At 36.8% G+C, this 21,810-nt stretch carries 13 protein-coding genes; 8 read left to right on the top strand and 5 right to left on the bottom strand.

What is annotated here, in order from left to right; genetic code table 11:
* The first annotated feature begins 63 nt into the window (after window positions 1–63).
* The 7 genes from J0L69_06350 (at window position 64) to J0L69_06320 (ending at window position 9,968) form a co-directional block, all read left to right on the top strand.
* Entirely contained in the window at window positions 64–1,800 is a 1,737-nt protein-coding gene (locus J0L69_06350; GenBank protein MBN8692797.1) for an ABC transporter ATP-binding protein, read from the top strand.
* An 11-nt stretch (window positions 1,801–1,811) separates the two neighbouring features.
* Entirely contained in the window at window positions 1,812–2,720 is a 909-nt protein-coding gene (gene cyoE, locus J0L69_06345) for a heme o synthase (protein ID MBN8692796.1), read from the top strand.
* A 4-nt stretch (window positions 2,721–2,724) separates the two neighbouring features.
* Window positions 2,725–3,330, top strand: a complete 606-nt coding sequence (locus J0L69_06340) for a cytochrome c oxidase subunit 3 (GenBank protein ID MBN8692795.1) — start codon at window positions 2,725–2,727, stop codon at window positions 3,328–3,330.
* A gap of 38 nt (window positions 3,331–3,368) precedes the next feature.
* A complete protein-coding gene (locus J0L69_06335) occupies window positions 3,369–4,094 on the top strand; it encodes a cytochrome c oxidase subunit 3 (GenBank protein MBN8692794.1) in 726 nt (241 codons plus the stop codon).
* Window positions 4,095–4,172: 78 nt separating this feature from the next.
* Window positions 4,173–4,607 carry a cytochrome C oxidase subunit IV family protein gene (locus J0L69_06330; GenBank protein ID MBN8692793.1) on the top strand — a complete coding sequence of 145 codons (435 nt, stop codon included), beginning with the start codon at window positions 4,173–4,175 and terminating at the stop codon, window positions 4,605–4,607.
* A gap of 105 nt (window positions 4,608–4,712) precedes the next feature.
* Window positions 4,713–6,767 carry a PD40 domain-containing protein gene (locus tag J0L69_06325; GenBank protein ID MBN8692792.1) on the top strand — a complete coding sequence of 685 codons (2,055 nt, stop codon included), beginning with the start codon at window positions 4,713–4,715 and terminating at the stop codon, window positions 6,765–6,767.
* Between the two features lie 60 nt (window positions 6,768–6,827).
* Window positions 6,828–9,968 (top strand): UvrD-helicase domain-containing protein, encoded by a 3,141-nt coding sequence (locus J0L69_06320; GenBank protein ID MBN8692791.1) that lies wholly within the window; start codon window positions 6,828–6,830, stop codon window positions 9,966–9,968.
* 50 nt (window positions 9,969–10,018) lie between these two features.
* On the opposite strand, the gene J0L69_06315 is transcribed toward J0L69_06320, so the two are convergent.
* The 4 genes from J0L69_06315 to eno form a co-directional block, all read right to left on the bottom strand.
* Window positions 10,019–13,930, bottom strand: a complete 3,912-nt coding sequence (locus J0L69_06315; protein ID MBN8692790.1) for a T9SS type A sorting domain-containing protein — start codon at window positions 13,928–13,930, stop codon at window positions 10,019–10,021.
* Window positions 13,931–14,042: 112 nt separating this feature from the next.
* A complete protein-coding gene (mnmE, locus tag J0L69_06310) occupies window positions 14,043–15,428 on the bottom strand; it encodes a tRNA uridine-5-carboxymethylaminomethyl(34) synthesis GTPase MnmE (GenBank protein MBN8692789.1) in 1,386 nt (461 codons plus the stop codon).
* 56 nt (window positions 15,429–15,484) lie between these two features.
* Complete coding sequence (locus tag J0L69_06305) at window positions 15,485–16,810, bottom strand: citrate (Si)-synthase, eukaryotic (protein MBN8692788.1); 1,326 nt, start codon at window positions 16,808–16,810, stop codon at window positions 15,485–15,487.
* A 145-nt stretch (window positions 16,811–16,955) separates the two neighbouring features.
* On the bottom strand, window positions 16,956–18,245 hold the full coding sequence (eno, locus tag J0L69_06300) for a phosphopyruvate hydratase (protein MBN8692787.1): 1,290 nt from the start codon (window positions 18,243–18,245) through the stop codon (window positions 16,956–16,958).
* Window positions 18,246–18,389: 144 nt separating this feature from the next.
* On the opposite strand from eno, the gene J0L69_06295 reads away from it, so the two are divergent.
* Window positions 18,390–19,361, top strand: a complete 972-nt coding sequence (locus J0L69_06295) for a hypothetical protein (protein MBN8692786.1) — start codon at window positions 18,390–18,392, stop codon at window positions 19,359–19,361.
* On the opposite strand, the gene J0L69_06290 is transcribed toward J0L69_06295, so the two are convergent.
* Window positions 19,351–21,741, bottom strand: coding sequence for a hypothetical protein (locus J0L69_06290; protein ID MBN8692785.1), 2,391 nt, complete (start codon window positions 21,739–21,741; stop codon window positions 19,351–19,353). The two genes, J0L69_06295 and J0L69_06290, sit on opposite strands and share 11 nt — an antisense overlap.
* Window positions 21,742–21,810: the final 69 nt, after the last annotated feature.

Raw genomic sequence — 21,810 nt, 5'->3', positions numbered from 1 at the left:
ATTGGTGTAAAAATACAAACTATTCCAGCATAACCAGTTTAAATTAAAGCGTAAATTTGCAATGTGAAATCTTTACTCAGCCTTAATCACTATTTTGTAAAATATAAGTGGCTTCTCCTTTTGGGAATTTTGTTTGTATCCCTTTCTACCATTTTTGGCACCTATCAGGCTGTTATTGTACGTAAAGGCACTAACACTTTACTTAAATTAATTGACGATAAGAATTTTGGTGATAATTCAGTATTTATCTATTACGGATTAACTATTATCGGGCTTGCACTTATAAGTGGTTTGTTTATGTTTTTAATGCGACAAACCATCATTGTGATGAGCCGACATATCGAATACGATCAGAAAAACGAAATTTACGATCACTACCAAAAACTCGACATTTCCTTTTACAAACAAAACAGTACCGGCGATTTAATGAATAGGATTACGGAAGATGTTGGTAAAGTGCGTATGTATACCGGACCCGCTGTGATGTACATGGTAAATACCGTTGTAACCATTATAACAGTTGTTGCATTTATGTTAAGTGTAAATGTTCAATTAACTCTGATGGTGTTTATACCGTTGCCGATATTGTCGTTTATCATTTATAAAGTTTCTAATTTAATTAATCAACGAAGTAATAAGGTACAGCAAGAATTATCGAATTTAACTTCTCATGCGCAGGAGAGCTTTGCCTCCATTCGTGTTGTAAAAGCATATGCCCGCGAAAAGTTTTTTAGTGAAACTATCAATGAAAAAGGCGAAAATTATAAAAAAGAGAACCTAAAACTCGCAACCATCGAATCCTACTTTCAACCGACCATGGTTTTAATGATTGGCATGAGTGTGTTGATTACTGTGTGGTATGGCGGATATCTGGTAACTCAGAATAAAATTGAAGCTGGAAATATTCCTGAATTTATTATGAATGTATTCCGACTAACCTGGCCATTTGCATCTTTAGGCTGGGTAACATCGTTGGTTCAACGAGCCGCGGCTTCGCAAGAAAGAATAAATGAGTTTTTAAGTGTCAAGCCGACTATTGTAAATCCTGTAAATGAAAAAACGGATGTTGCCGGCGATATTGAGTTTAAAAATGTCACATTTACCTATCCTGAAACAGGAATCAAGGCACTCGATAATGTATCTTTTGAACTTAAGAAAGGAGAAGTTTTAGGAATTACCGGTCCGGTTGGCTCCGGAAAATCTACCATTGCTCAATTATTAAGCCGTATTTATGATTGTGATAACGGAGAAATTTCCGTGAATAATAAAAACATTAAACAACATCATTTGTATCATTTAAGAAATAATATGGGTATTGTACCGCAGGAAGTTTTCTTGTTTAGTGATACAATTGCCAATAATATTTCATTTGCAGGCAACAATAATTTCACCAAAACAGATATTGAAGAAGCTGCCAAAAAAGCTTCGGTATACGACAATATCATGTCTTTTCCTGAAAAATTTGAGACCATGGTTGGAGAACGGGGAATTACTTTATCGGGGGGGCAAAAGCAACGTGTTTCCATTGCAAGAGCCATTATCAAGAATCCGGAAATTTTAATTTTTGATGACTGTTTATCGGCTGTTGATACCGAAACGGAAGCTCAAATATTAAACAACCTTAAACAAATTATGCATGGTAAAACATGTATCATTATAAGCCCTCGTATTTCAAGTATAAAAGCTGCAAATAAAATTCTTTATTTGAGTGATGGACGGATCGCGGAAAGCGGAACTCATCAGGATCTGTTAAATTTAAAAGGAAAATACTACGATTTATTTGAGTTACAGAAGAACTAATCATTACCTTTGTGGCGCCCTTGAACACAGCCGAAAAAGATATTAAAACAGAACTTGCCGATTATTCAAAATTTCAGGCTTTTGTTAAGCTTACAAAATACCGCTTAGCTGCATTGGTAGTGTTTTCTGCAGTGGTTACTTATTTCACTGTAGCTGAAAATGTAAGCGCAAAACAAATCATAGCCCTATCCGTTGGCGGTTTTATGGTAACTGCAGCAGCGAATGGTTTTAATCAAGTTATCGAAAAAGACCTCGACAAACTAATGGATCGTACTAAAAATCGTCCGATGCCAACCAATAAATTAAGTAATGCTGAGTCTCTTTTATTTTGTTCTATTTTTGGAATAGGCGGAACCATTATGTTATGGGTATATACTAATCCTTTAAGTGGAATTTTAGGATTTGTTTCCATTATATTATACGCCTTGGCATACACCCCTTTAAAAAGAGTTACACCGTTCTCTGTATTTGTTGGCGCTTTTCCGGGAGCCTTACCAACTTTAATAGGCGCAGTGGCAGCAACAGAAGGATTTGGTAACATTTCGTTTTTCGCCTTTCTATTATTTATCATTCAGTTTTTCTGGCAATTTCCTCATTTTTGGTCGTTAGCTTGGTTTAATCACGATGATTATCAAAAAGCGGGTTTTTTAATGTTGCCTTCATCTGGCGGAAGAGATAATGTTTCAAAAACTCAGATTTTGGTTTATTCCATCTTTTTAATCCCAATCAGTTTACTTCCGTATGCATTTAATTATGTTGGCTGGTTAACAGCACTCATAGTATTTGTTTGTGGACTTACTCTTGTAATACAAGCCTATAATTTTTACAGAATAACAACGATTGAATCGGCTAAAAAATTATTTGTTGTGGCAATAATTTATTTACCGGTAGTTCAATTAGCATTAATGACAAAAGCGTAATACCATGGCTGAAGAAATTAAATACAAACCAAGTCCCGATTTGCAAATCGATTTAAAAGCGGCTCATAAAAAATCTGCCAAAGCATTATTATGGATTGCAATTATTAGTATGCTAATGTTTTGGGCGGGCTTAACCAGCGCATATATTGTTAGACAAGGTGCCGGAAATTGGCTTCAATTTGAAGTCCCATCCATGTTTATTATTAGTACCGCCGTGATTGTAACAAGCAGTATTACATTTATTTACGCTCAAAAAGCCGTAAAAAAAGGAAACAATAAAGGCGTGTTTTTGGGGGCACTTATTACGTTCGCTTTAGCACTTGTTTTTACGGGTTTACAATACTCCGGATGGAAGGATCTTTTTGATAACCGCATCGTTTTTGGTGGGAAACACAGCAACCCTTCAGGTTCTTTTTTCATCCTTTTTATTTGGGCACATTGGGCGCATTTAGCAGGCGGATTAATTTCCCTCATTTTTGTGTTGATAAATTCTTTACGGAAGAAATATAGCTCTGAAAACGCCTTGGGAGTTGAGCTCTGTGCCATTTATTGGCATTTTTTGAGCGTTTTATGGGTATATTTATTTTTGTTTTTATATTTTATTCGTTAAAATTGCAGTCGTAATAAACTCTAAATTTTGTTAAAACTATGGCTCACTCTGTAGAAATCGATCAAAAAGAAGCTTGGAGCGGCGGTCAGTCGCCTTTCAGAATCAGTTACGGAAAAATCTTTATGTGGTTCTTCCTTATTTCCGATGCTTTAACTTTTGGTGGATTACTTTGCGCTTACGGCTTTATCAGACATAAATATGCTGAAGTATGGCCTAAAGCTGAAAACGTATTTACTCACTTTCCTTTTGTAGAACAACATTTGCCATTAGCCTATGTAGGTTTAATGACATTTATATTAATCATGTCTTCTGTTACTATGGTATTAGCTGTAGAAGCCGGACACAGAAACGATAAAAAAGGCGTTATTATTTGGATGTTATGGACTATCATTGGTGGTTTAGCATTCGTAGGCTCTCAAGCTTGGGAGTGGTACCACTTTATTGTAGGAACTAGTGAAGGTGCTATGCGTAATGTGTGGGACCAAGAACAAGGTAAATATGTTTTAGAACGCATTTACGGTGCTAATATGACTGTTAATGAATACGGCGTTCCTCAATTTGCCAATTTCTTCTTCTTTATTACAGGTTTCCATGGTACCCACGTATTTTCCGGAGTAGTTATCAATTTTGTGATCTTTATGAATGTATTAAAAGGAACCTACGAACGTCGCGGCCATTATGAAATGGTTGAGAAGGTAGGTTTATACTGGCACTTTGTAGATTTAGTGTGGGTATTCGTATTTACATTCTTTTATTTATTATAATCACTCAAAAAAACAATTGCTTAACTTAAAAATTGATTAAACATGGAATTTCACGATGATTATCCTCAATATGAGCTAATGGCTCACCATAGCGAAGAAGAAGGCAAAAAAGCCCGTCGTAAGCTTTGGAATGTGTTTTGGATTATGTTAGTAATCACAATTTTCGAATTAATTATAGGTTTTTTGGCGCCGGGTCAAGGTTGGTCAGGAACAACTTGGTTAAAAGTGCTTTTCATCACTTTAACAATTGCTAAAGCGGGTTATATCGTAATACAGTTCATGCACTTAGGTCATGAAGTAAAGTTCTTTAAATACGCCATTTTGGTTCCCTATACCATTTTTATGGCTTATACCATCTTTATTTGCTTAAACGAAGGAACCTACTCTAGTCGCCCTGAAAACCGTACTAAATTAGATCCAATTTTGGTAAAACAGCAGGAAGACTTAAGATCAGGAGCTCATCACGGTGGAGGCCACGAAAATTCGGCGGAACACGGTGCTGAACACCATTAATATTGAAAAACTGTCGCTGAACAGCCTGTTTTTTATAAAAATTTTTGCACAAATAAATAAATTAGTATTTTAGCAAACTATATAAATAAGGTAATAAGTATAAATATGAAACAATTTACTAAAATTACATTACTCGCCGGCGCATTTTTTTGCTTGGCAATGAGTTCATTAGCTCAAAAAAAGCTGCAACAAGCTGATTTAGCTTTTGAAAATCGCCAGTACTTTAAAGCAATTGAAGATTACAAAAGCGCTTACACTTCAGTTAAGAAACCTGAAATGAAGGCAAAAGTATTGTATCGTACAGGCTACGCATATCATGAAATTAATGATATGAAGAGTGCTGAAACTTATTATCAAAAAGCTATCACAGCAAAATACCCTGATCCGGTTGCTGTTTTACGTTTAGCTGATTGCTTAAAGGCTCAAGGTAAATACCCTGAAGCTATCACAGAATATAATAATTATAAGAAACTTAACCCATCTGACCCGCGTGGTGATAAAGGCGTTAAGTCCTGTGAATTAGCTCAGCAATGGAAAGATCAACCGGCTCGTTACAAGGTTGAGAATATGGCATTAATTAACTCTAAAGAGTCTGATTTCAGCCCTACTTTTTCTGATAAAAAATACAAGACCTTAGTCTTCACTTCAACTCGTGAAGGCGTTAATAACAAACAAGATAATACTACCGGTCAAAACCACTCTGCTCTCTACGAAACACGATTAGATAAAAATGGTAAGTGGTCAACACCAGTATCTCTTGCTCCAACAGTTAGTAGTCCTTTTAATCAGGGTGCTGCATGTGTATCTAAAAAAGGAGATTATATGTTATTAACTCGTTGCCCTGAAGTAAAATCTGCAGTTTCCGGTTGTCAAATATTTATTGCCAAAAAGCAAGGTTCTGGTTGGGCTGCCCCAGAAAGACTTCCATTTAATATAGATTCTGTTAACTTTGGTCATCCTGCAATTTCTGCTGATGGCAAAACTGTTTACTTCGTTTCAAGAATGAAAGGTGGTTACGGTGGTGCTGACATTTGGAAAAGTGTTTATGATCCAAAAGGCAATACCTGGACTGCTCCACTTAACCTTGGTCCACAAATTAACACTGCAGGTGATGAAATGTATCCTAGCGTATCTTATAATGGTAAATTGTTATATTTCTCTTCAAATTATCATCCGGGTATGGGAGGATTAGATTTATTTAAGGCTGAAATTGGTCCTGATGGTAAATTTTCAAAAGCTCCTGAAAACATGAAAGCCCCTTTAAACTCAGGTGCAGATGATTTCGGAATCGTATTTGAAGGAAACAAACAACGTGGTTACTTCTCTTCTAACCGTGAAGGGGGTAAAGGAAGTGATGATATTTGGTCGTTCTTCTTACCGCCTTTAAACTTTAACTTAAAAGGTAAAGTTGTTTCTAGCGGTGGTAACAAAGGGATTAATAAAGGTGAGCCCGTTGCGAATGCTAAAATTAAATTAGCAGGTAGCGATGGAGCTTTAAATGACGCTGTTACTTCTAATGATGGTTCTTATTCATTTAAATTAAAAGAAAATGTTTCTTACACAGTAACAATTGAAACAAGCAAACAAACGATATCTGCTACTTATAAAGATGGTTACTTAGCAAGTAAAGATATGGGGGCTTTAACCACTGCCGGAGAATCAGTTTCAAAAGATTTCGTGAAGGATTTTGAATTAACACCGGTTGAACGTGAGATTCGCTTCCCTGCTGTTTTATACGAATTGGGTAAAGCAGATTTAAAACCTGAATCAAAAGACTCATTAAACTTCTTATACCAAACTTTAGTTGATAACCCAACTATTATCATCCAATTAAGCGCACACACTGATAGCCGCGGTTCGGATGCTAAAAACCAGGTATTATCTCAAGCACGTGCTCAATCTTGTGTTGATTATTTAGCAAATGAAAAGAAAATTCCTTTAGCTCGTTTACAAGCAAAAGGTTTTGGTGAAACTCGTTTATTAGTAACGGATGATGTAATCAATAAAGCTAAAACAAAAGAAGAGAAAGAAGCTTTACATCAGAAAAACCGTCGTACGGTATTCGGAATTGTAAGTTGGGATTATGTTGATCCAAATGCTCCTAAAACTGCCCCTACAAACAAACCTAAAGTTTCAGGTGACGAAGAGGAAGAAGAATAAGATTGATATTTTCTAATAAAACCCCCGAATTATGATTCGGGGGTTTTTTATTTTTACCAGGTGGATAAAAAGTTTTTAATTTATAAATCATCGGCAGGAAGTGGAAAAACATACACGCTTGTTAAAGAGTATCTCTTACTTGCCCTTTCAGATTCATCCACCAAACCATTTCATTATAAAAAAATACTGGCCCTCACTTTTACGAATAAGGCGGCGGCAGAAATGAAACACCGGATTCTGGAAGCCCTTAAAAACATTTCTACGCATAGCAGCAAAACCAAAGATCTTAGTTCTACCATCTCCTATTCATTAAAAATAAGCCCTGAGGAACTACAACAACGGTCTAAATTATTGCTCAGTGAAATATTACATAATTATACCGATTTTGCAATTGGCACGATAGATAGTTTTACACACAAAATTGTAAAGACATTCGCTTACGATCTTAAATTGCCTGTCAATTTTAATATCGAAACAAACACATCCGAGTTCTATGAGAAGGTCGTTAGCTCCCTCCTATCTAAAATTGGAGAAAACGATGAATTAACTAAACTATTAATCCGATACTCCTCCGAAAATGCTGCCGATAATTCCTCCTGGGATCCACAAGCGCGACTCCTTGAATTTACAAATTTGATACAAAAGGAAGATGCCGGAATTAATATTGAAAAGCTTAAAGATTTTTCCTCCGACGAACTTAACAAAGTGCAGGTAAAAGTATCCACCTATCTTTCTGAATTCACTAAAAAAATCAACGAGGCCGGAAATGCAGGTATTCATTTAATAAAAACAAACAAACTGCAAACTTCAAATTTTAATTATGGGAACACCGGACCACAAAAAATATTCTATAAATGGGCAGCCTTTAAAAAAAACAAAATTGAAGATATATTAAGTAAACGAACAGTGGACGCTATTGAAAAAAACAAATGGCATAATGATAAGGCGGATTCTCGTTCCATAGATACGATTTTTAACATCACACCACAACTCAATCATTTGGCTGCAGAAACCTTAAATTACATTGAAGCCAATAAAGAAAAGTATAGTCTCTTCCAACTTATTCAAAAAAACATTTACGCATTAATTCTGCTCAACGAGATTCAAAAACTGAGCAACGATTTAAGGGAGGAAGAGCAGATTGTTTTTATTTCAGATTTTAATAATAAAATTGCGAAAATCGTAGCGGATGAGCCTACTCCATTCATATACGAACGTCTGGGTGAACGCTATAATCATTATTTACTGGATGAATTTCAAGATACCTCTACTCTTCAGTGGCATAATTTGTTACCCTTAATTGATAATTCCTTAGCCTCCAACAATTTTAATTTGATAGTTGGTGATGGAAAACAAAGCATTTATCGCTGGAGAAACGCGAACGTAAAGCAATTTCAACAACTCCCTTTTATTGAAAATCCGGAATCAAATCCGAATTTAAGTGAACGTGAATCTACTTTAATCAGTCAGTTTGAAGGAAAATTTCTTGATACAAATTACAGAAGCTGCGAAAAAATTGTTGCTTTCAACAATACAGCCTTCGAATATTTACCAAAACTATTGTTGTCGGAGGAATTTCAGAAAATATATGACCATCAATCACAAAAAATTAAAAAGGAAAATGGCGGTTATGTAAGCATCAACTACGGTGAAAGCACGAAGGAAGAAGTAGACACAACAAACTTCACATGCATTTTAGATAAAATAACTCTAGCCTTAAAAGATGGATTTAACTATAACGATATCTGTATTATTGTAAGAAACAACTATCACGGAAACGCTATCGCAAATCATCTGATACAAAATAACATTCCTGTCATCTCCTCAGATTCCTTACTATTAAAAAACAATCAGGAAATTAACTGTATACTAAATTTTTTAAAGCATTTAAATAACAACAACGATATAATCAGCGCTGCTGCAGTTATTGCATATTGTACCTCAAATCTCACCAATACGGAACTTCATCTTCATAAACTTCATTTGACAAAGAATCTTTATCAAGTATTAAATGAGTTAGGAATTAAGTTAACCAGCGAGATTTTTGCCAAGAAAAATATTTTTGACAGTTGTATCGAGATAATTTCAGCTTTACAGCTCAATAAAAAAAACGCGCAATACATTCGTTTCTTTTTGGATGAAGTGAACGAATACCTCGTAAATAAAACCGGCTCAATCAATGATTTTTTAATCTGGTGGGAGAAAAGAGAGACTCAAGCTTCCCTCATTATTCCGGAAGGAACGAATGCGGTTAAAGTTATGACCATCCATAAATCAAAAGGACTTGAATTTCCGGTAGTAATTCTGCCATATTTGAATTGGGAGGTTTTCAAATCTGACAATGCTTGGGTAAATCTTGAAAATGAGAATACCGAATTGCCTGTAGCCGTATTTAAAATTAGCAATGCCATCGCTGATGCCGGCTTAAAAGCTGTTTTTGAAAAAGAAAAAAACGAACAATATCTCGATAATATAAATTTATTATATGTTGCGTTTACTCGTGCTGTTGAACGCCTTCATATTATTTCATTCAAATCTGATTCTCAGAAAAAAGAAAATATTTCTTCGTGGGTAAAAAAATTAATTGAGACGGAATTTCCTCAACACACCTCAGGATTTCTGGAAATTGGTAGTCTGTCTCGTAAACTTGATTCACAAGAAGAGAAAAATAAAATACCAAACTTCAATTTACCAACTCTTCATTTTAACGACAACAATAACCTTGTTAGAATTAAAGGAAGTCATCTTTTAAAACTTAAAGAAGCTTCAGAAACAGCAATTGAAAATGGCATAAAAACCCATTACGTTTTATCCACTATTCACTCACCGGAAGATTTGAATTCAGCGCTTGATGATTTATTGGTATCTGGAGTTATTACTCAAAATGAAAAGCCTGAATTAGAAAGCAAAATTCACAACATTCTTCATCACCCTATAATACATGATTACTTTAAGAAAGGAGTTCAGGCAAAGAATGAAGCAGAAATCATCACTGAATCCGGCGAAATTTTAAGACCCGATCGCGTAATTTTAGAAGACACTACTGCCACCGTTATTGACTACAAAACCGGACAGCCCAACACAAAAAAATACGCAGCTCAAATGCTAAAGTATAGCGACGCCTTATCAAAAATGGGTTATAGTTCCGTTAAAAAAATAATTGTTTACATCGATGAGAATAAAGTTGAAGAACTTGTATAAATAAAAAATCCCGGATATACCGGGATTTTTTATTGAATCTAAGCTTATAATTACTCTTTTACAATTCTGATTGTTTGCGATTTATTTTCAGCATTCTTAAGGTTTATGAAGTATAAACCATTAGCTAAAGAAGCCATGTTAATGCTCTGAGTGTTTTCTCCTGCATTGAAATTAAGCGTTTGCTTCAGCACAACTTTTCCTAATGCATCAACAACCTCAGCATTAATGACTGTTTGGCTATTAACATTAAATTGGATGCTAAGTTTTCCTGTTGTAGGATTAGGGAAAATAGTATATCCACCTGCATTTACAATTTGTTCTATACCTGTACATGCTGAAACAGAAAGCGTATACATGGCCGTATTGTTACAACCGTTAGATCCGGTACCGGAAACACTATATGTAGTATTTACTGTAGGCGAAACAGCAGTGCTTGCACCGGTTGCTCCACCAGGATTCCATGTATAGGTAACTGCACCTGTAGCGTTTAAGGTAGCTGTTTGTCCGGTACAAATTAATGAAGAACTTGAGCCTGCATTAATTGTTGGAAGAGGATTAACAGTCACAGAGCGAATTGCAGTATTACTACATCCGTTTGCATTTCTTCCTGTTACTGTATAAACAGTAGTGGAAGTTGGATTTACAACAATGGGACTTCCTGTAACACCACCAGGATTCCATGTATAAGTGGAAGCACCGGATGCCGTTAATGTAGTTGATTGTCCCGCACAAATTACACTGTTAGTTACACTCGTATTAACTGTTGGAAGAGGATTAACTGTTACAGAACGAACAGCAGTATTAGTACATCCTGCAGTACTGGTTCCGGTTACAGTATAAGTTGTATTTGTCGTAGGACTAGCCACAACAGCGGCACCTACTAATGAGCCCGGCATCCAAGTATACGTTGAAGCACCGGATGCATTAAGATTAGCAGTTTGACCTAAGCAAACTACAGATGAACTTGTAGAAACGTTAATAGTTGGCAGTGGATTTACAGTTATTGTTCTCACCGCTGTATTTGTACAGCCAGTTGCTGCAGTTCCTATTACGGTATACGTTGTAGTAACTGTCGGACTCACGCTAATTGAAGTTGTAGTAGCTGATGTACTCCAGGTATAAGTATTAGCTCCTGCAGCTGTTAAAGCAGCAGAACCACCCGGACAAATTGAACTTCCGCCGGTAATACTTACAGTAGGTAAGTTGTTAACTGTAACACTTGCTGTACGCTGAGAAGAACATCCGCTTGTTGTTCCTGTAACAGTATAAACGGTTGAAGATGCAGGCGTATATGTGTTCACCGCTGCAGATCCTCCTCCACTCCACGCATACGTTGTAGCACCGGAAGCAGTATAAGTAACAGGTGACCCCACGCAAATCGTTTGAGAGTTATTCGCAACTGTAATAGTTGGTGTTGCTACAACAGTAATAGTTTGAGAAGAAACTGTACCCGGACCAATAATATTAGTTGATTGTAATGAAACTACATATGAACCTCCTGTTGTAAAGTTAATAGTTGGGTTTTGAGATGTTGAAGTGTTAATGGTTACGCCGACAGACGGAGTTACACTCCAACTCCAACTAGTTGGCGCATTAGTTGAGTTATCGTTGAATTGTAAGTTAGTTCCTGTACACAATGATGCAGCAGCTACAGAGAAACTAGAGGTTGGAGGAGCTGCAGTTACAACATCCACCTTCCATGCACCACGACCATAAGTTGCAGCGAATAATTTACCCGGATTAGCAGGAGACATTTCTAAATCACTGATTGGTGTGTTTGGTAAACCTGTATTATATAAAGTCCAGTTGGTTGTTGAATTATCTTTATAATAAACGCCAACATCCATACCTACATAAATTCTATCGCTAGTGCCCGGTTCGTAAACAATACAATTAGCAGGTAAATTTGGTAAATTACTTGAAACGTTAGTCCAGCTGGTTCCTCCGTTTGTAGTCATAAATACTTTGCTACCTGCTGTATAACCACTCACAGTAACCCATGCGTTATTCGCATCTGTTGGATCAATTGCTATATACGTTTTGTTACCAGGCAAACCGGTGTTTATGTTGGTCCAGCTAGTACCGCCATTCGTAGTTTTAAATAATGTTGTTCCGTGAATAACATAAATTACTTGATTGTTTGATGGGGCGATTGCAAATTCAATAATGGTTCCTGAACCACCGGTTGCAGTTAATTGTGTCCAGTTAGCACCTGAATTCGTTGATCTAAACATTTGGCTTCTTCCTGCATATAATGTAGAAGCTGTAACCGGATCCTGATGCCATGGTGCAACCCATCCCGCACCACCACTCATGCCGGTTTGTGCACTTCCCCAAGTATTGCCACCATCTGTTGACCGTATGAAGCCACCTTGCGGAGTCGCACCAAATAAATTGTTGTTATTTGTTCTATCAATAAAACAATCCATACCATCACCACAATATCTTGCCGCATAGGTTGTACCATTAAACAAGTTAGTTCCGTTATCCTGATGTCCGGTAATAAAATAGTTAGCAGTTAAAGCAGATAATCCAATTCTGTATTGCTGCGCAATATTTCTAGGGTTTGATTTATCTGTCCACGCTGTCCCTGTATAACGATAAACACCTCCATCATTCGTTGAATATAAAACACCTGCGGGAGTATATTCTAATTCATGAACATCCGCATGGATGTAAGGTGGATTAGCAGCCGTACTATTCCAGCATCCAATGTTGGTCCATGTAGAACCACCGTTTGTACTGCGCCAGTGATTCACACCACCAACAACAACTTCATTAGCATTTAATGGAGATGCTGCGCATGCTAAATCGTACCAACCCTGTCCGTTTCCACTTGTTCCTGCGCATGAATTAGCTAAAATATCCGGCGTGGTTGACATCTGAGTAAATACAGTACCGCTTGCTGTTGACTGATGCATACTTGCAAAACCATAAGAAGTATTTACACGCAGAACGTAAACGTAATTTGGATTCGCAGGAGTTACCGCAATATTGATGCGAGTACATCCTGTTGTAGGAATACCGTTAGAAATAATTCCGAAGGAAGTTCCTCCGTTAGTTGACAAGTAAAAACTATGTGTTGTACCTGTAGCGCCACCGCCTGCATAAACTGTATTAGGATCGCCGGGCTTAAATTCAACATCGTAGGCATTAATTGTACTTACTTGAGTCCACGTTGTGCCACCGTTGGCCGTACGCCAAATACCTGCACTTGATGCGGCGATTAAAACCTGTGGATTCAGTGGGTTAATAATCAATCGACGCATCGCTCTTTGTTGATTGACTGTCCAGGTTAATCCTGTTGTATTCCATGTATTACCACCATCGGTTGATTTCAATACACCAATACAGTAGGTATCGCCTGCATTACCATCTCCGGTGGCTAGGTACATGATATTAGTATTTGTTGGATCAATTGCTAAATCAGAACAACCTATAACAGACAAATTATCAGTATTAGTCGTCCATGAAGCACCATCATTGGTGGTTTTCCATAAACCTCCGGCGGGAGCTCCCACCCAATAAGTAGTTGGAGTAGTTGGATGGAATGTGATAAAATTATCACGACCTGCCTTACGAGGTAATCCGCAAGCTGAACCTGTCATGGCTCCAAATGGCCCCATTGGTGTCCAGGTTGAAGAAGCAATCATGTTGTTGCCTTGCTTTGCAGTAGACGCATTTTGATTTAAAAATGTTTCGTAATTAGCCCAAGTTTGACTCGCTAAATACATGTTTCCAGAAGGATAAACACGAGGCTCCATAAAAGCTTCCCAACGTTTGTATGGTTTATAACCGCTACCTTTTTCGTCTTTATCGTGTGTACTCCAATAAGCATCCGCTGCTTTTTTGATATCATAGAAATTGGCATTAGGATCTTGCATCATTTCGCGCCAATCTTGTTGAGCGATTAAAGATGTAATAGCTAAAGCACTAATTAATGTTAGTATTGATTTTTTCATTACTAAAGGGGTTTAAATTTATAGTAATGATACAAAAACGAGCTTCGAAAGTCAAGAGGGTAATAAATTAATTCGTCGAATTATAGAGAATTTAAGCGATTAAAACTGATGCTTATTTCCCTATACAGAAACGTGTAAATATCGAATCCAGGAGGTCTTCATTCGTTACCTCACCGGTTATACTGCCTAACTCATCCAAAGCATACCTTATCTCAACAGCCAGTAAATCGCCCGCAATTCCGGAATCTAAACCGGCTATTACTTTTTTTAGGGCCGAGTTTGCCCGTTTTAATGAATCTACATGGCGGGCGTTGGTTACAATGGTTTCAGTAGTATTCACTGTTCTGGCATCAAAAAGCCCTACCAGTTTTTGTTTTAATTCATTGATATTTTTATGCTCTTTGGCAGAAATATAAATAACATCATATGATGCAAACTCTTTTTTCAAATCCCCGAGATTCTCAACATCGATTTTATTGGCAACAATTACCAATTGAGAATTACCGATATGCTCTTTAATTAAATCGATTTCTAATTTTAAATCGCCGCTGCTGATTTCATGCGCATCAAATAAATAAATAACAATGGCAGATTTTTTTATGGCATCAAAAGCTTTATTTACTCCTATTTGCTCAATCACATCGGTCGTGGTTCTGATGCCTGCAGTGTCAATGAATCTAAACAAAACGCCATCAATAATCATTTCATCTTCGATGGTATCGCGTGTGGTTCCCGGAATATCGCTTACAATTGCTCTGTCGTCTTCTAATAAAACATTTAATAAAGTCGACTTACCTGCATTGGGTTTTCCAACAATGGCTACCGGAATTCCATTCTTAATTACATTCCCCACTTCAAAACTCATCACCAACTTCTCAATAATTCCGATAATACTGTGAACTAATTTTTTTAAATCTGCTCTATCAGCAAATTCAACATCCTCCTCGCTAAAATCTAATTCTAACTCTACCAGCGAGGCAAAGTTTACCAAATGATCGCGCAGTATTTTTATCTTATTTGAAAAACCTCCACGCATTTGTTGCATGGCTACCTGATGGGATAATCCTGAATTACTCGCTATCAAATCGGCAACCGCTTCCGCTTGCGACAAATCAAATTTCCCATTCAGAAAAGCACGCAAAGTAAACTCACCCGGATTGGCCATTCTTGCACCATGCTTTAACAACAATTGCAAAATCTGCTGCTGAATGTACACGGAGCCGTGACAAGAAATTTCAACACTATCTTCCCCTGTATAAGAATGCGGATTTCTAAACACACTTACCAATACCTCATCAATTACAATATCGCTTTCGGCAATAATTCCAAAATGAATGGTATATCCTTTTTGCTCTGCAACCTTTTTTGATTTAAATTCTTTATCGAAAAAAACCTTATCAATGATTTCAAACGATTTTTTCCCGCTTAAACGAATAACAGCGATAGCACCACTTCCATGCGGAGTGGCGAGGGCCGTTATGGTATCGTTCAAAATAATTTTCATTTATAAGTATTCCTTCAATCAAAAAACCCCGACCTAAGCCGGGGTTTGTATTATGCTTTTTTTGCTTCTTGAGCTGCTTTTATTTTTGCTTTAATTGCTTCGGTAGTTGTAGAACCCGGACGCTCAATTGGAGAACCGGTTGCGCGATCCCAAATCAAACTCGCTAACACACCTAAAGCGCGACTCACACCAAATAACACAGTGTAGAAATCATATTCGTACATACCATAGTGAACTAACAACGCACCTGAATGCGCATCTACGTTTGGCCATGGATTTTTGATTTTACCTGTTGCTTCTAAAATCGGAGGAGCCACTTCGTAAATCATTTGTACGATTTCACAAATATCATCATGTTTTATATATGTACGATAGAAATCTTGTTGCGCTGAAAAACGAGGATCGGTTTTACGTAAAACTGCATGACCATAACCTGGTACAACTTTTCCTTCTGTTAATGTTTTCTTGATGTATTCCGCAATTTGTTCTTTAGTTGGTAAACCACCACCTAAAGTTTCTTTTAATTCCATGATCCACGCTAATACTTCCTGATTTGCTAAACCGTGTAACGGACCTGCTAATCCATTCATACCGGCTGCGAAAGCTAAATAAGGATCGCTTAAAGCCGAACCAACCAAGTGAGTAGTGTGCGCAGAAACGTTTCCTCCTTCATGGTCAACGTGAATAGTTAAATACAAACGCATCAAACGTTTCATATCAAATGCTTCGTATCCTAACATATGAGCAAAGTTTGCTGCCCAATCTAATTTCGGATCCGGTTCAATATGTACGCCGCCTTTATATTTACGACGATAAATATAAGCTGCAATGCGAGGTAAACGCGCAATCAGATTCATTGAATCTTCATACACGTAATCCCAATAATCTTTTTTATTAATACCTTTTGCATACGCTTTTGCAAATACACTTTCGGTTTGCATAGCCATAATACCCACTACAAATTGTGTCATTGGATGCGTATCCACAGGTAATTTTTCGATAACATCAAAAACATGTTTAGGAACGTGACTACGTTTCATCCATTCGTTAGTGATGAAGCTAACATCTTCCTGAGTTGGTAATTCGCCAACTAACATTAAATAAAATATTCCTTCCGGTAATGGTTCAGTTCCACCCGGAGCTTTTGGTAATTGTTTACGTAATTCAGGAATAGAATATCCTCTGAAACGGATACCTTCTTCCGGATCCAATTTAGAAGTTTCGGTAACCATGCCTAACATACCGCGCATACCTTGGTAAACTTGCGCAACGGTAATCTCTCCTATTTTAAGGTCTCCGTGATTTTTAATAATATCTTTTATGTCTGCTGAAAGCACTGTAGCTTTCTCACGGAATTTTTCCTTTAATCTGTCCATTTTTTGAAGTTTTAACTACGTAAATTTAGCTACTGAGAAAGAATAAACAAATAAATTTATCTTAAATAATCCTTTTTTTGAGTGAAGTGATTTTTAAGCTTCCATAAACAAAAAACCCCTTCGATTTGAAGGGGTTTTAAATGAATTATTTTGCAAATCTAAAGGCACTTCCTAAATAACGTGCCGAATCGCCTAATTGTTCTTCAATTCTTAATAATTGATTGTATTTTGCGATCCTATCACTGCGTGAAGCAGAACCCGTTTTAATTTGTCCGCAACCCAATGCCACCGCCAAATCAGCAATAGTAGTATCTTCTGTTTCACCGCTTCTGTGACTCATAACTGAGGTATAAGAATGCATATGAGCCATGGTGACTGCCTGAATAGTTTCGGTTAAAGTACCGATTTGGTTCACTTTCACAAGGATTGAATTAGCCACACCCTCGTTGATACCTTTTGCAAGACGTTGAGAGTTAGTTACAAACAAATCATCACCCACCAATTGGATTTTATCACCCATTGCTTGAGTCATTTTTGACCAGCCGGCCCAATCATCTTCAGCAAATCCATCCTCAATTGAAATGATAGGGTATTTTTTGCACCATTCAGCCCAATAACTCACCATTTGCTCACTGGTTAATTTATCGCCGGTTGATTTTTTAAAATGATAAACTTTTTCTTTCGCATCGTAAAATTCTGAAGAAGCCGCATCCATCGCAATATAAATATCTTCTCCGGGCTTATATCCTGCTTTTTCAATAGCTTGCATTACCGCCTTAATCGCATCTTCATTACTCTTAAAATCAGGAGCAAATCCACCTTCATCACCCACATTGGTTGCCAATTTTTGTGACTTAAGTACCGCTTTTAAATGATGGAAGATTTCGGTTCCCATACGTAATCCCTCACTAAATGACTCAGCGCCAACCGGCATAATCATAAATTCCTGAAAATCGATACCATTATCAGCATGCGCACCACCATTTAATATGTTCATCATCGGTATCGGTAATAAGTTGGCATTAACACCTCCTACATAACGATACAAAGGCATACCGGTTTCCTGAGCCGCCGCTTTTGCCGCTGCCAATGAAACACCTAAAATGGCATTGGCTCCTAAATTCGCTTTGTTCTCACTACCGTCTAATTCAATTAAACGAGCATCTATATCCGATTGATCCAATACATAAGCACCTTTTAAGCTTTCATTGATAACCGTGTTTACATTATTCACGGCGCGATTAACGCTTTTGCCCATGTACTGAGTTTTATCGTTATCACGTAATTCAACGGCTTCATGTGTTCCTGTAGAGGCTCCTGATGGAACCGCTGCACGACCCACAACTCCATTTTCGGTAATAACATCAACTTCAACTGTTGGATTTCCCCTCGAATCTAATATTTGACGGGCTGTAATTGAATGGATATATGACATAGTTTGATTTTTAAGATGCGCAAAGATAGGGAAATATGAAAAAGCCCCACCTTTCTGTAAATAAATGGTTAAAAAATACCTCCTTTTATTTAAAGTGCATTATGCTTAAATTGCAGTGCCTTCCCGCAACAATACCAAATTAATATGATTCAATTCAGACACTTATTCGCGGGATTTCTGCTTTTTAGCTTACTTATTTTTAACTCCTGTAGTTTATTGAAACATAACCGTTTCAAAAATGGTCAGCAACATGGTTATTGGGTTACTTATGCCGATGCGGATAAAAAAATAATTCTAACGAAGGGCCGGTTTAAAAAAGGAGTACAAAAAGGCAAATGGGTATACAATACCATGAAAGGTGAAAAAGAACGGATTGAATATTACAAAAAAGACAAAATCAGAATTAATTATTTTCACCCCAATGGCAAACAAGCCGTTAAAGGACGCGCGCGTATCGTCAATGACAGCATAAAACTTCATTTTTATTATTATGGTCCCTGGTATTTTTATAATGAAGCCGGACAATTACAAAAGATAAGTTACTTTGAAAACGGAACGTTAATGCGAGAGGATATCAAATTAAAATCCGGAACCGAAGTTTATGATTCGTTAGCCGCCGAACTTATTAAACTGGATCGTGATTTTCATAAATATAGAGATACTTTACAAACGACTTATAACAAATACGGTGTTAAATCAGAGGAATACAAAAGTGTTTTAAGACTCCAAAAAGAAAATGATTCGCTTATTTATGCTCGCATTGATGGAATCACCACACGCTTTGGTTATCCTGAAAAAAAATTGGTGGGCGAAAACAACGGTGTTATTTTTTATATCATCAGTTTTGCGCCTGCTCACATTAAAGAAAAACACATTGAACTTTTTAGGAGCGCGGCTTTAAAAGGAGAAATTACTTTACGTGACTTTGCTTTTTTTGAAGATAAATATTTGGTAGCTAAATACGGTTATCAACTATACGGTACCCAATTTAAAACAGGGAAGGATTATAAACCCATTTATTACCCTGTAAAAAAACTATCCGATTTAAACGACCGAAGAAAGTTGATGAATCTGGAACCTGTCAATTTATTGGAGTACAAAGAAATTACTGATTAGGTTTACAACCCGATTCCATATATTCTTTTTTAATCACCGGGTTATCTAATACCTGAAAACTCATGTAAGGTTCTCCGAATAATTTACAATAACGATCCGGATTGCGACTCTTTGCATAACTCAAAGCGTTGGCAAAACTGCGAGAGTAAAATTTCTCAGGTAAATGCGAAGCGATGCTGATGTAAGCAAAAATTAAATTTTCATCGGCACGTTCGTTCACGTAAGGCTCTAAAACATTAGATGCGTATTTATAATCTTTAGCTCTGGCAAAAACATAACCTAACTTAAGTGCGTTTTGCCAGCTGGCAGATTTAATATCATAAAAAGCTTTAATCCGTTCGATACAAGCTGCAATTGCGGCCTCTGCAACCGGAGATTCCGACGTATCCAACACATCCATTAATTTAAATTGCCATTCGATGTTTAAACCGTCAATGTATTTTTTATCAATTTTAGTTTTATACAACTCATCAATATTTTGCTGCATTTTGGCTTGATCTTCCGGCTTAACAATAGCGCTATCCAACTTAATAGAACAATACATTTTATTGTATTTTAAAATTTCATTATCCGGAGCCATTGCCAACAAACGATTAATCTCGTCGTAATCTTCATCCTCCACATTCCTTCCATTCAACAGGAAAAGATAATGAACCTTATTATTCATCATGTTCACATACTTAGCTTCATTCGGAATCTCTAAACTATCCAAAGCTCCCGCTGAATATTTTTTATCATTAACTTGTTTATGGATATACTCCATAATTTTGTAAGCTTTGTTTTGATCATTGCTTTTTAATGAGCGGTTAAAAGTAACCGTACTATATTTTTGTTCTTTATTACCACTCACATCATAAGTAACATCCATGATAATTTGAGCGAAACGTTCACGCGCTAAAATCGGCTCCAATTCGTCCATTAATTTTTTATCGCCATTAATTTTGTCGATGCACTTTTTCTTACCCATCGCCACTAAATCGGCATACTTGCCATCTTCATTTTCCAGCATGAATAAATTCCAACTGTCGCGTGTTTCAATCACCGGTGTGATTTTTAAACTCTGACGTTGCTGCAATACATTAGACACACTCTCTGCTCTCTTACGTTGCAACTTCGCGTTGGAAACGGAGTCGCCCTCGATTGAAGAATAGGCATAAATGTATAAACCTTCAATAATAAAATCAGGCTCGTTTAAAGCGTTGATTAATGGCTGGATGTCTTCCGGTTTAAATTCATATTTATTTTTTGCGAACGGAATTGTGAAATTGATAATAGAACTTTCGGAGCGAGGCACAAAAGGCGGTTTCAATCCTTTCGTATCAGGCGCAGGTAAAATTCCGATTGGTGTGTTACTCTCCGGATCTCCGTCTTCTAAATAAGCACGCGTTACCGTTCGGCAAATTTTTCCATCCTGAACAATAATTAAATTAAACTCAAACGGACCTTTAATATTCTTGTTAAACTTACCAAGTTCCACTTCGATACTGGTCACACGCTTTTTCTTCTTATTAGTTGGATCGGGCTTCACTAAATTTTTCTTGAAGAACTTATCCTTGTATACAACTTTAGTCATTACACCTTTGTTGTAAAGATTGTTATCCACAATATTGTATTCAGGCTTTTCATATTGAGCGCGCTGTACGACATCAATCGCAATTCCATCTTTAGGTTTTTTGAGCAGGCGCTTTAATTCCTTAATGCTATGATATTTCACGTAAATTTTTCCGTTATTCTCATAAACACCACGTTGAAGCAAATCGTAATTTTTCCATTTATCGCAATTCTTACATGCCTTTTGATCGGGCGCCTTCATCTTTTTTGATTTCGTATTATAAGGCACCTTCAACTCTTTCTTATGCTCTACCCCGGTGTTCACAATATCATAGCCGCCTAATATGGCACTGGCATAAACCTTTTTACCATCATCACTAATAAGGTAACTGATTCCCGCATAAACATATTTCGGATTTAGCACCACCGGTAAATCCTTCTTATTATTTTCCCATCGTGTGTAAATTACCTTAGCCACGTCGGCTGTAGAATAATTATCACGGCCCTTACTTACAGGGGCATTCATTAATAATTCTTCGCCTTTGTTCGTTGCGCCAACACTTTTTAAATTTTTCTTTGTTTTCTTTGGATCTACTTTTGGTTGTCCGCCTCCCTCAAATGATTCGACACTGGAAGCAGCCGCTTCTGATAACATCTGACTGTATTCAAGCGTATCTAATCCTTTTTCTTTACGGAAACGGTTTATTTCTGTGAGTAAAACCTTTGGTAAGTCTTCGAACATTGCATCTGTAATCGGTTGCTTGTCTTTTTGAGCATTAACCAAATTACATACAAAAGCAAAAAACAGAATGATTAAAAATTTCTTCATAATTATAAATAACTAAAGCAAAACACTTGCTGTTTAGTCAAGGATAATATTAGAAAAAATAAATTTTAA

Source organism: Bacteroidota bacterium, from assembly GCA_017303905.1.
Classification (GTDB): domain Bacteria; phylum Bacteroidota; class Bacteroidia; order B-17B0; family Aurantibacillaceae; genus JAHEYG01.
The sequence above is the reverse complement of the archived record's forward strand: the minus strand, read 5'-3'. Positions and strand labels throughout refer to the sequence as shown.